10 protein-coding genes are annotated in these 12,724 nt (G+C 59.3%); 5 read left to right on the top strand and 5 right to left on the bottom strand.

The annotated features are described in order from the left end of the window. Positions 1–6: 6 nt before the first annotated feature. The 5 genes from G5S35_RS23695 (at position 7) to G5S35_RS23675 (ending at position 5,176) form a co-directional block, all read left to right on the top strand. Positions 7–759, top strand: coding sequence for an SDR family NAD(P)-dependent oxidoreductase (locus G5S35_RS23695; RefSeq protein ID WP_183039758.1), 753 nt, complete (start codon positions 7–9; stop codon positions 757–759). Between the two features lie 277 nt (positions 760–1,036). After that, on the top strand, positions 1,037–2,404 hold the full coding sequence (locus G5S35_RS23690) for an MFS transporter (RefSeq protein ID WP_074983701.1): 1,368 nt from the start codon (positions 1,037–1,039) through the stop codon (positions 2,402–2,404). 137 nt (positions 2,405–2,541) lie between these two features. Further along, the gene (locus G5S35_RS23685; protein ID WP_173816852.1) at positions 2,542–3,456 is read left to right on the top strand and encodes a LysR family transcriptional regulator; all 915 of its coding nucleotides are present in this window, start codon (positions 2,542–2,544) and stop codon (positions 3,454–3,456) included. A gap of 140 nt (positions 3,457–3,596) precedes the next feature. After that, positions 3,597–4,391: an enoyl-CoA hydratase/isomerase family protein gene (locus tag G5S35_RS23680; RefSeq protein ID WP_234774655.1), complete on the top strand. Its 795-nt coding sequence runs from the start codon at positions 3,597–3,599 to the stop codon at positions 4,389–4,391. A gap of 26 nt (positions 4,392–4,417) precedes the next feature. After that, the gene (locus G5S35_RS23675) at positions 4,418–5,176 is read left to right on the top strand and encodes an SDR family NAD(P)-dependent oxidoreductase (protein ID WP_110327377.1); all 759 of its coding nucleotides are present in this window, start codon (positions 4,418–4,420) and stop codon (positions 5,174–5,176) included. 365 nt (positions 5,177–5,541) lie between these two features. Here the strand turns inward: G5S35_RS23675 and G5S35_RS23670 are convergent, their stop codons facing one another. The 5 genes from G5S35_RS23670 to G5S35_RS23650 all read right to left on the bottom strand — a co-directional run bounded on the left by G5S35_RS23670 (position 5,542) and on the right by G5S35_RS23650 (position 12,709). Continuing rightward, positions 5,542–6,681: a porin gene (locus G5S35_RS23670; protein WP_183039757.1), complete on the bottom strand. Its 1,140-nt coding sequence runs from the start codon at positions 6,679–6,681 to the stop codon at positions 5,542–5,544. Between the two features lie 188 nt (positions 6,682–6,869). Beyond that, a complete protein-coding gene (gene aldA, locus G5S35_RS23665) occupies positions 6,870–8,306 on the bottom strand; it encodes an aldehyde dehydrogenase (protein ID WP_183039756.1) in 1,437 nt (478 codons plus the stop codon). Between the two features lie 85 nt (positions 8,307–8,391). Further along, entirely contained in the window at positions 8,392–8,820 is a 429-nt protein-coding gene (locus tag G5S35_RS23660; protein WP_074983693.1) for a RidA family protein, read from the bottom strand. Between the two features lie 197 nt (positions 8,821–9,017). Continuing rightward, positions 9,018–10,658 carry a hydantoinase B/oxoprolinase family protein gene (locus G5S35_RS23655; RefSeq protein ID WP_176080062.1) on the bottom strand — a complete coding sequence of 547 codons (1,641 nt, stop codon included), beginning with the start codon at positions 10,656–10,658 and terminating at the stop codon, positions 9,018–9,020. Continuing rightward, the gene (locus tag G5S35_RS23650) at positions 10,658–12,709 is read right to left on the bottom strand and encodes a hydantoinase/oxoprolinase family protein (protein WP_183039755.1); all 2,052 of its coding nucleotides are present in this window, start codon (positions 12,707–12,709) and stop codon (positions 10,658–10,660) included. Before G5S35_RS23650 ends, G5S35_RS23655 begins: the two co-directional genes overlap by 1 nt. Positions 12,710–12,724 lie beyond the last annotated feature (15 nt).

The following is a 12,724-nucleotide window of genomic DNA, read 5'->3' as shown; positions in this document are numbered from 1 at the left end:
ATTGAAATGGCGAAACAACTGGACGGAAAGGTCGCACTCGTGACCGGCGGAGCGCAGGGTATTGGTCGCGCCATCGTTAAAAAATTCATTGACGAAGGTTCTGCGGTGGGCATTCTGGATCGCGATCTGGAGAAGGCACAGGAGGCTGCCGAAGCAATCATGGCTCAAGGTGGCCAAGCCCTCGCGTTCGGTGGCGACGTAGCCAAACGTGAAACGATCTTCAATGCTGCGGAGGTGTTGGCCGAACAGGCAGGCCGCCTCGACGTCGTAGTCAGCAACGCAATGTGGGTTCGCTATGCGCCCGTTCTGGAAATCTCGGAAAGAGACGTTTCGATGATGACCGGCACCGGCTTCAATTCTGTTGTGTGGGGCATTCAGGCTGCTGCGCAATACATGAAGGAAGGTGGGTCGGTTGTCAACATCGCATCCGCGTCTGGCTTCATTGGCTTACCCAGAGCGCTGGTCTACTGCGGCGTGAAGGCCGGCGTTTTGGGTCTGATGCGCAGCGCGGCAGCAGAACTGGGCGCGCGTGGCATTCGCATCAATTCGGTTGCGCCGGGCTATACGGAAACCGAAGGCGTGGCGAAAAACGTCAGCGAAGAAACGCGCAAAGTTCGCCTGGCTAAAACTCCGATGCCTCGCCTCGGAAAGCCCGAAGACATTGCAAACGCTGCATGCTTTCTGGCTTCGGATCAAAGCTCGTTCGTCAACGGAGAGTGTATTCGCGTTGACGGTGGATCCGCGATTGCCTATCTGTGAATTGTCACGTTTCTCCTCCGCTGTCCTGGCCTGTCATGTAGACACGGCGCAAGAATTCTGGATCAAATAAAACTATAAATAAATTGGAGATATATGAGCAATGATAATTTTTTCGTAGTTCGACTTGAGTAATTGATCGGAATTACACCAAGCTCTACAACTGCGGCCCTCCCCGGACCAGAGGGCTATCGACAGTGCACATTAGCAGCGTCGTTGCCAATCCTGTTGCCAACGCTGCAACTCGTGATTTCCTTTTCCAGCTAAACGGGATTTGAACATGAAAACCATCGACGTGCAGTCGTTCATCGACGAGCGGCCGCTTGGCCGCTTCCACGTGATCTTGTTTGTTCTGTGTTTCCTGACCATCGTTCTCGACGGCCTGGACACGAGCGCGATGGGCCTGATCGCGCCGTCGCTGATTAAGCAATGGGGCGTGAGCGAAGCTGAATTAGCCCCTGTGCTTAGCGCGGCCCTCGTCGGCATCGGCATTGGCGCCGCAGTGGCCGCACCAGCCGCTGACCGTATTGGCCGCCGAATCGTGCTCGCGTGCTCGGTGGTATTTTTCGGCGTGTTCTCGCTGGCCGCGGGCTACTCGACTAATGTGGAAGAACTGTTTTGGGCCCGTCTGCTGACCGGTATTGGTCTCGGCGCTGCTATCCCGAACTGCGCAACCATGATGAGCGAGTTCCTGCCCAGCCGTATGCGAAGTCGCGCCGTCAACTTCATGCTCTGCGGTTTTGCATTTGGCGGCGGCATCACCGGCCCACTCGCAAAATGGGTCATCCCGACGCACGGATGGCAAGGTTATCTGATTGTCGGCGGCGTCGCTCCGATCATTGTCGGCATTCTGCTTGCGTTCTTTCTACCCGAATCGGTTCGCTACCTGGCGGCGTCCGGAAAACATCAAGACAAAATTGCCCATGCACTCAAGCGGATCGACGCCGGAGCTGATTTCACCAACGTTATATTTGTCGCCGACACGGAGGTTCAGGTAAAAAAGAGGAAATTCTCCGTTGCTGAATTATTCTCCGAACAGCTACGGGGCCCGACCCTCCTGTTGTGGGTCGCCTACATCTGCTCCACAGTCACCTTGTACGTGCTCAGTATGTGGCTCCCTACCATTCTCCAAGCGGATGGTCATAAGCTCGAGAAAATGGCGAACACCATGATGTGGTTCAACTGGATATCCGGCATTGGCATCTTTATCTCCGGTATCCTGATGGACAAGTTTGGCCCGTTGCGCATCATTTCCGGCTACTTCGCGATTTGCACCATTGCTGCATTGGTCGTTGGCGTGACAGGCGCTCGCGGAGAGATTCTGATGGCACTGCTTATGCTCGTTGCAATGACCAACAATGGCGCTTGTTCCTCGATGTCCACCCTTGCAACGCAAATGTATCCAACGTCGAGTCGCGTGACGGGCGCGGCGTGGGTGCTGGGCGTGGGCCGTTTCGGCGGCATTGCCGGTACATTCCTTGGACCTGTGCTGCTTTCGCTGGGTTGGACCATGACCGCAATTGTTAGTTGGGTTGCGGTTCCCGCCGTCGTGGCTTCGGTCTCGATAATCCTTATTGGATTGAAAATTCCAGGACTTCTTCGTCGCTATCATAGCGTGCCAACCTGTATTCCATCGAATCAGCAGTAGATTCAATTCGCAATACTTGCAAATAAGCAGTCAAGTAAATTCGGGTTTGCATCTATGATGTCGAAACACTTGGAAAGTATCATAGGCCCATTTCCAATCTTACATAAGAGTGAGACATCGTGGATCGGATACGTGCGATGGAATTTTTCCTTTCCATTTCAAGGAATAAAAATTTTTCAGAAACTGCTCGCCAGTTCGGTATCGCCGCCGCGTCCGTTTCCAGAATGGTTCTGGATCTCGAAGAGGATTTGAAGGTCAAGCTATTCACTCGAACGACTCGCAGTGTCACCTTGACTGAGGCGGGGATCGAGTATGCAAGGCATGTGGAGGGCATTCTACGGCACATTGAAGACGCGCATCGGAGCATCACATCAATCGCCTCATCTCCCTCGGGAACGTTGCGCGTTCATTCACGCGTGATGTTCGGCCTTGGCGTATTGCCGAGTCTGATCTGCGAATTCTCCAAGCTTTACCCCGATATTCAGGTCGAACTGGTGCTGAGCGAGAATCCTGCTGATCTGAGCAATGATCATATCGATATCGATTTTCGGATCGCACCGCCCGTCGAGGCTGGCATCAAGCGACGAATGCTTTTCCGGAGCGACCGGTACCTGGTTGTGTCGCCCGCTTACTTCATTGGCCGCAACCCGCCCACTTCGCCAGAAGAACTGAAGCTTCACCGGTGTGTCGCGTACTCCATGCCCGGAAGCGGCTACTCGTGGCGATTCCGAAAAGACAATGTCGAAACCGAAGTCTCATTTCAGCCAAGTCATGTGAGCAACAATGGCATTGCCCTACTCGAATTCGCGCGGATGGGCGAAGGCATCGTTCTGCTGGACGACTATACCGTTCACAAGGATCTGCTAAGCAGGCGGCTGGTGCGACTGCTGCCGGAGTATCAGGTCACGAACTCGTCGTTCGAAGATGGCATGTATGCAACGATTATCGACTCCCTGCCAATACCGACGAAGATCCGCTTGTTTTTGGATTTCGTAGCGTCTCGGGTCTCCGGATCGGAACTCAGATTCTCCGCGTATGAGTCCACGATGTGAAGAGCATGATACGCCCGTCAGGTACGCTTACTAACTGTGTTTTTTGCGAATCTGCTGTAGTTTTCTATTGAGAATCAACCGCTAATTACGCGATAGAATTTTCCGTATTGCCGAGTTTTATTAAAAATCGGAGACTAAGCATGAATGAAGACGCACGAGAGATCGCCCAAAATACCGTGACACTGGAAGTCGAGAACGGCGTGGCACTCGTATTGCTCAACCGTCCCGAGGTCAAGAACGCGCTGTCTCGCGCCATGCGTCGTCGGCTCATTGCGGTCTTTGACGAAATCAGCTCTCGCGAGGACATTCACTGCGCGGTCCTGAGCGGTGCCGGTACCGCGTTTTGCGCCGGCGCAGACCTTCGTGACCGCCCGAACCCCGACCTCCCTGGCGACTTCCTCGATCACAATCGCTGGACTCGTGAAACCGGCAATGCCATCAAGGAGTGCGCAAAGCCCGTGATCGCGGCAGTCAACGGCGCGGCGCTCGGTGCCGGCTTGGGCCTGATGGCCTCATGCGACATCATGTATGCATCGGAAAACGCTGTGTTTGCGATGCCTGAGATCAATGTCGGACTAGCTGGCGGTGCTTCGATGTTGCGTACGTTGTTCGGTCGATCGACCGTCCGGCGCATGTTCTTTACCGGCGACAGGCTGACCGCTCATGATCTCCTCCGCCGTAACGTGCTGGAGGACGTCCTGCCGCCCGAGCAGCTTATGCCTCACGTCATGGAACTGGCTCGACGCATTGCCAGCAAGTCCCCGATTGCAATCGTACAGGCAAAGAAAGCGGCGAACTTTGTCGATCAAATGCCCCAGCGCGAAGCCTACCGCCACGAGCAGGACATAACGATGATGCTGGCCAGGACCGAAGACGCCAAGGAAGCCCGCGCGGCCTTCCTGGAAAAGCGCGTTCCCGTCTTTAAAGGCCGTTAAATTCACAACGCGGAGAAAGAACCCCTATGCAACAGGACCTGGCTGGGCGTTATGCCCTCGTCACGGGTGCCGGCGCGGGAATCGGCAAAGCAACCGCGCTCACCCTTGCCGCTCGCGGTGCGATCGTTGGCGTGAATGACCTGAGGGACGAATTGGTCACGGGCACCGTCGAAGCAGTCGTCGCCACTGGCGGCCATGCATTCCCCGTTGTGAAGAATGTCTCGACCCGACAAGGCGTCACCGAAGCCGTTAACACGGTATGTGAAAAAGGCGGTCGGTTCGATATTTTGATCAATAATGCGGCGTGGGTTCGTTACCAACCCGTGCAGGATATCGCGCCCGAAACCATGGACCGAATGCTCGACATCGGATTTAAAGCCGTGATATGGGGCATTCAAGCTGCCACGGCGGTCATGGACCGTGCTCGCGGCGGGGCCATTGTCAATGTGGCATCGACCGCCGCTCTGCGATCAGCCGTGAATTCCATCGTGTACTCGGGCATCAAATCCGGCATTCTGGGGATTACGCGCGCAGCGGCGGCGGAACTGGGCGCCCGTCATATCCGCGTCAACGCAGTGTGTCCGTCCGCTGTTCCGACCGAAGGCACGATTCGAAATCGCAATGAAGAGCGTGATGCCAGGCGTGTGGCCACGACTCCGCTTGGCCGCCTGGGAACTGTCGATGACATCGCCAAAGCAATCGCGTATCTGGCGTCCGACGACGCGGGATTCGTGACTGCGCAATGGATGGCGGTCGATGGCGGGCTCACCTTCACGAATATTTGAGCAGGCGTACAGGATTTTGTGAGGTACAGCGTCAGGGACTTTTTGCGAGCACATCCCAATGAAGAGTTTTCGGCGTTTGCGTTCGACTGCAACATCGAAGAATGTGCGGAACTCAATCTCTGCCTGACCACAGAAAAATATGAAATTGCAACGCTCGAGCATTACCGGAACGGGCGATTCAGCCAGAGATACGTGTGAAGGTACGAACGGAATCGCGTTTCAAGAATTGATTTCATGCTGCGAACCCATCACGACGCGGTTGCGGTGTCGCGTTGCATCGAAAAGGCAATCACCGGCGACAGCGAACCAGAGACCGGGATGATTGGCGCCAGCCGATCAAATCTGGCGACACTACACAAAGACGATTAAAAGCTATGCCGGATTCCGAGGCGCACCACGACCTGATTCGGCGTACTCGACGCCGTAATATTGTTGTTTGCCGCCATCGCCGCTGTACCCACCGAGTTCGTACCGCTCGCGTGTTGCCAGACGCCGCTAACATAAAACAACGTGCGTTTGGACAACAGGTACGTCGCGCCGAGATTCAACTGCCCATAACGCGCATCCTGCGCCCACGTGTAGCTGTATGCCGCGCCCAGCAACAGCTCGGGCGTGACGTTGTAGGTGTAGTTGCCTTCCAGCGTATTGAAGTGCGCATTGCCGCCGAGCGGAGTCGTACTGGTCACCACCGCATCATGGAACTGCACGTTCGTGTATACGATCCCGAAATTCGACGCCGCCAGCTGATACTTGACTGCGCCGCCAGCGATCTGCAGGGAAGAAGCACTCGCGTAGCCGCGATAAATCGGCGTGGTGAGTGGATTGGTGTAGTCTTGGCCCTCGACCGGCGACGCGCTCGCGTTCCACACGGCCGTTCCTGGATTATTGACCTTCAGGTAAGCCGCGGCGGCGCCGAAAGGACCGTTCGCATAGGTCAGCGAGAAATTCACGACCTGGTTGCGGCCCATCGACCCCGCCGTAGTGCCGAACGCGTAGGCGGCGCCAAACTGCAGCCCGCGCAGCGTCGGCGACAGGTACTTCACTGCGTTGTTCAAGTTGAAGTCGCCCCAAATGTTGTCGACGTCGCCGACATGTGCACCCAGGCCGCCCGCGAACTTCCCTGCGGCCGACATCAGCACAAGGCTATCGAACAGCAGGTCATATTGCTTACCGAGTCTGATCTGTCCGTAACGGTCGCTGCCGATCCCGATATAAGCCGTCCGTCCGAACAGCGCGCCATTGTTGCCCAGCGCGCCGTTGCTCGGATTAAAGCCATTTTCGAGCTTGAAGAATACGCGCAGCCCGCCGCCGAGATCTTCATTGCCCGTCAGTCCCCACTTGCTGCTGCCAAGGCCTCCCTGCGACATCGCATAAGAAGTCTTGCCGCCCTGATTATTCGTGTACTGGAAACCCTCGTCCACGACGCCGTAAAGCGTCACGGAACTCTGAGCGTGCGTCAATCCTGCTGCTGCCCCGCACGCGAACATCATCACGACCTTCTTCATCGACGTCCCCTTCACCTTGAAGCAACGGTTAGAAATTAGTCTCGCTATATAATTCGTCGTCCGAAATAAATGAAGTACATGCGAAATATCAACTATCCTTCACACGGACACGCCGCGCTTTGCGACGAACACCGGACGTGTGGAAAAAACGGGCTCGCGGCACGCCGAAACCGCGTACAGGCGTCAAATCAAGACTGCATGTAAACAACGTGCGTATGCGTGTATTCGTACAGGCCGTGCTTGCCATCGGCACCGCCCATGCCCGAGCGCCGCACGCCCGCGTGAAATCCCTGCATCGCCTCGAAATTCTCGCGATTGATGTAGGTCTCGCCGAAGTCCAGTTCGCGGCTCGCCTGCATCGCACTAGCGAGGCTTCGCGTATAGATCGACGACGTCAGGCCATAGGTCGAGTCGTTGGCAAGGCTGATCGCTTCATCGAGGCCTTCGACGATCTGGATCGGCAGCACCGGCCCGAAGATTTCTTCGCGCATGATGTTCATGTCCGCGCGGCAATCCGCCAGCACAGTCGGCTGATAGTGATAACCGGCCTCCCGCGCGGCGACCGCGCCACCGGTCGTCACCGTTGCACCTTGCGCAATCGCGGCGCTGACTTTGTCCGCGACGCTTTTCAGCGCGCGTTCGTTGATCAGTGGTCCCATGTCCAGATTGGACTCACGGCCCGGATCGCCATAACGCGTTGCCGCCATTGCCGCGGTGATTCGTTCGATGAACGACGACGCGACGCTGCGTTCGACATACACGCGTTCCGCGCAATTGCAGACCTGACCGGTATTGATGACGCGCGATGCGTGAATCGCTTTGACCGCCAGTTCCAGATCGGCGTCGGCGAGCACGATGGCCGGCGCCTTGCCGCCCAGTTCGAGATTGAGCTTCGTCAGATTGCCTGCAGCGGCCGCCATGATTCTCGCGCCCGTCGATACGCTTCCGGTGAAGCTGATCATATCGACACGTTCGCTGGCGGCAAGCCGCGCGCCGACCTCGCCCATCCCGCCGACCACGTTGAACACGCCAGCCGGCAAATCCGTTTCGGCCACCAGTTTCGCAAACTCGAAACAGTTATTCGGCGTCTCTTCACTCGGCTTGATGACGATCGTGTTGCCGGTCAATAGCGCCGGCGCCATTTTTCGAGCGATCAGAAACAACGGGAAATTCCACGGCAAAATACCGGCGACGACGCCCATTGGCTTGCGGAATAAAAAAATGTTTTCACCCGGACGATCGCTGGTGATGATTTCCCCTTCGATACGTCGTGCCCACTCCGCCATGTAATCCAGGTAATCGGCGGTAAAGGCGACCTCGATCTCAGCGAGACTGGCTACCTTGCCCTGCTCCAGCATGATGGTCCGCGCAAGCTGAGGCGCGTGCTCGCGCACGCCGGCCGCAATCCCGCGCAGAAAACCCGCACGATCCTGCGGCGTGCGTTTTGCCCATGCGGGCTGCGCGCGTCGGGCGGCATCGAGTGCGCATTCGATCTGCTCCGCGCTCGCCACTGGCATGCGCGACAGCAGCTTGTGGTCCGCTGGATTACGCACGTCGAGATGCTCGGTACCCGGCACAAAAGCGCCGTCGATAAAGTGCTGCAACGTCGGCACAGCAGAGTTCATGCTTGTCTCCTGAATCAGCACGCCGACCCCAGGCGGCCTGCGTGGTCATTACCTGAACGGCGCGGCATGCGCTCTTGTCGAGTGCTTAAAGCGTGACGTCGATCCGCTTGGTCTGCGCCTCGCCAGCACCGCGGTAGGCGGTCACCTCGATCTCGACCAGATACTCGGGTCCGGCAAGAGGCGTCGCGGTAATGGTGCTGGCGGGATCGACGCCGCGAAACGCTTCGGCAATGACGTGCATGACTGCGTCCTTGTCCGCGAGATTCGGAATAAACACGCGCGAGCGAACCACATCCGCGAAACCTGATCCGACGGCTTTCAGCGCGCCCTCCACGTTGGCCAGGCATTGGCGCGCCTGTTGCGCTGCATCGTCTGAAATTTCCCGGGTTTGATAGTGACGGCCGGCCGTATTCGCAACCAGAATCCAGTTGTCCACGACGACTGCGCGCGAGTAGCTGTACGTGTCCTCGAATACGCTGCCGGATTTGAGCTTTTCGACTTGCAGTGTTGCCATTGAGTGTTTCCTCCCTCGAGCCGGCCCCTTTTGGGCGCCGGAAAAAGAGCGCAACGATCCACGCCGTGCACGCACCGCGCGACGGCTTCGTTCGCTGCACCCGCCGTGTGATCGACTATCCGGAGCGACGGGATCGACGGCACGCGCCGCGCGTCATGCAACGCCGGCTGTTCCGCGGCACTCCCGCGCAATCAGGATCAGGAACACGCCGCCTGAGCCGCGTACTGATAGACGCGCTGCGCGGTTTCCCGCGAAATGCGGCCCTGCGCAAGATCGGCCACCACCTGATCGGTCGGGCGTTTGCGCGGATCGCCATAACCGCCCGCGCCCGGCGTGACGATGTCGAGCATCTGCCCGCGCTTCAGCGCGACGGAACCCTTCAACGACGCGCCCGGTTCGCCGCAATCGAAGCGGCCGCCCGTGCCGTTCGCACCGCCACGCAGGCCCCACGGAGACGACATCAACCGCGATCCTTCCAGATACACCACGCAATCGCGATCGATGCGATAGACGCGGCGCAAACCCATTCCGCCGCGGAACTGCCCCGCGCCGCCCGAATCCTCGACCAGTTCGTAGCGGAGCAGCGTGAGCGGATACTCCAGTTCCAGCGCTTCGACCGGCAGATTCGACGTGTTGGTCATCGACACGTGAATGCCGCTCAGACCGTCGGCGTGCGGACGGGCACCGCCGCCGCCGCCGATGGTTTCCAGATACACCCACAGACTGCCGTCCTCACGCATTCCGGTGAAGCTCGCGACGGTGCACGCACCATTGCCCGCCGCCGGCACACGCTCGGGGACTGCCTGCGCCAACGCGCCGTTGATCACGTCGACCACGCGCTGGCAAGCACCGATGCGACCGTCGACGGCGGCCGGATGCGTGCAGTTGAGCAGCGTGCCTTTTTCGGCGGTCACGGTGATCGGGCGCGCAAGGCCGGCGTTCGGCAAGATCGTCGGATCGACAACCGATTTCACCGCGTAATACACGGTGGCGAGCAAGCCCGTGTAGGTCACGTTCATGCCGGCACGCACCTGCGCGGGCGATTCGAAATGCAGACGCATCGCTTCGCCGGCCACCTCGATTTCGACGCCAAGCGTCATCTGTCCATCGAACTGCAAGCCGTCGTACAGATCGGCGAAGCGATAATGCCCGTCCGGAATTCGCGCGATACCCGCGCGCATCTTGCGCTCGGCATAGTCCTGAAGCGCGTCGCCGGTGGCCAGCACCTGCTCGACACCGTATTTCCGGTAGAGCGCTTCCATCCGCTCCACGCAAAGCCTGTTGGCCGAGCGCTGCGCGCGCAGATCGGAAATACGCTCGTGCGGCACCTGGCAGTTCAGCAGGATCAGTTCCTGCACGTCCTTTTGCAGCACACCCTCGCGATAAAGGCGAATCGGCGGTATGCGCAGCCCTTCCTGATAAATATGCGCGTGGCCACGGTCAGCAAAATCGGCATGGTGCGCCGTATTGACCGCCCAACCCACGATCCTGGCGTCGAAGAAAATCGGCTCCGCGAGCACGATATCCGGCAGGTGAGTCGCTCCGCCCTCATATGCGTCGTTCGCGATGAAAACGTCGCCGGGATGAATGTCTTCGAGCGCATTGCGCTTCAGGATGTGGGGGATCACGCCGATGAAGCTGCCGAGGTGCATCGGAATATGTTCGGCCTGACACAACGCCTGACCGTGCCGGTCGAAGATAGCCGTCGAGCAGTCGCGCCGTTCCTTGATGTTGGTCGAGTAGCTCGCGCGCACGAGTGCCTCACCCATTTCCTCGACGATCGACGTCAGCGAACTGCCGATCACTTCAACGGTGATTGGATCGATAGTGGCCTGCATCACACGAACTCCAGAATGAGATTGAGGTAAGGATCCACGCTGGCCCTCATGCCGGGCAAAACGACCGTGGTGGTATCCATCTGCTCGACGATGGCCGGGCCCTCGAACACATTGCCGGCGCGCAGCAGCGAGCGCTCGTAGACCGGCGTGTCGACGAAACCGCCCGCCTCGGCGAGCCACACACTGCGCGCACCGGTCATCGCGCGCGAGGCGTCGATACCCGCGTCGGCCTGTGGCTGGAATTCGTTCTTGGGAACACGGCCCAATGCCTCGACCCGCATCGCGACGATCTGTACACCCTCGCCGTCGGCGATGAAGCCGTAGCGTTGCCGGTGCGTCTCTTCGAAGGCGCGCTTCATTACGTCGAGCGTCGCTTCAGACATGTCGCCTGCCGGCACGTCGACGGACAGTTCGTAGTTCTGGCCGACATAGCGCAGATCGATCGTGCGCGTGTACTCGCGGGCCGACGCGTCGATCTGCTCCCCGTCGCACCATTGCCGCGCCTTCGCCTGCAATTCACCATAGCCGTCGCGCAGCGCGCCGAGCGAGCTGGCGGCGAGCGGCAACAACCGCGTGAGCGCGAAGTCCGAGCGCAGGTCGGTCAGCAGCAGCCCGAGCGCGCAAAGCGTGCCCGGCGTGAGCGGCACGATGACATGCGACATGTCCAGCTCTTTCGCGAGACGCGCGGCGTGCAACGGCCCCGCGCCGCCAAACGCCATCAGCGCATAGTCGCGCGGATCGTGCCCGCGCTGCACGCTGATCACGCGAATCGCCTTCGCCATGTTCGCGGTGAGCACCGAGATGATCCCTTGCGCGGTCTGCATCGTATCCATGCCGAGACGCTGCGCGATCTCGCCGATCGCCTCGACAGCCAGTTCACGATGCACCTTCATGCGCCCGCCGAGAATCTCCTTCGGATTGAGCGTTTGCAGCACGATATTGGCGTCGGTGACCGTCGGCTCGGTATTGCCGCGCCCATAGCAGACCGGCCCCGGATCGGCACCGGCGCTGCGCGGCCCGACTTTCAGCAGGCCGCCGCTGTCGATGCCTGCAATCGAACCGCCGCCCGCGCCCACCGTGTGAATGTCGAACATCGGTGCCTTGATCGGGTAGCCGTGCACTTCGGTGGAACTTGTGAACTTGCAGATGCCGTTCTGCATCAGCGCGACGTCGCTGCTCGTGCCGCCCACGTCGAACGTGATGATGTTCGCAAAGCCGGCCTGCTTCGCGATGGCCTGCGCCGCGACCACTCCCGTACTCGGACCGGAGAGCAGCGTGCGCACCGGCAGATTTGCGGCGGCATCGAAGCTGATCACGCCACCGTTCGACTGCGTGAGACACGGCGCGACGCGCAGTCCGATTTCGACGAGACGATGCTTGAGTCTTTCCACATAACGGTGCATGACCGGTCCGAGGAAGCAGTTGACGACCGTCGTGGACAGACGTTCGAATTCACGGAATTCCGGTGCCACCGCGCTCGATGCGCTGATGAACACGCCCGGCAGCGACTCGCTGAGCAGCGCGCGGGTGCGCTCTTCGTGTTCGGCGTTCAGGAAGCTGTACAGATAGCAGATCGCCACAGCACCCACGCCCGCCTCCCTCAGTTTCGCCGCGGCCGCACGCACATCGTCTTCCGACAGCTCGATGTCGACGCGGCCCGCGCTGTCGAGACGTTCGCGCACCTCGAGACGTAGATCACGCGACACCAGCACGTCCGGCTTTTCCGCGTTCATGTCGTACAGACTCGGGCGCTTCTGACGGCCGATCTCGAGCAGATCGCGGAAACCGTCAGTCACGACGAGGCCGGTCTTCACGCCCCGCAGCTCGATCAGCGCATTGGTCGCGACCGTCGTGCCGTGCCCGAGGAAAGACACCGAACCGGCGTCCGCGCCCACCCGTTCGAGCCCCTGCTGAACGGCGTCGATGATGCCGCGCGAAGGATCGTCGGGAGTGGACTGCACCTTCCAGATTTCCAGCTGTCCGGTTTCGTTATTGAAGAGGCAGATATCGGTGAATGTGCCGCCCGAGTCGACACCTATACGCCAGCTCATGGTCAGTCCCTGCTC

The sequence above is a fragment of the Paraburkholderia tropica genome (assembly GCF_014171495.1).
Lineage (GTDB): Bacteria > Pseudomonadota > Gammaproteobacteria > Burkholderiales > Burkholderiaceae > Paraburkholderia > Paraburkholderia tropica.
The sequence above is the reverse complement of the archived record's forward strand: the minus strand, read 5'-3'. Positions and strand labels throughout refer to the sequence as shown.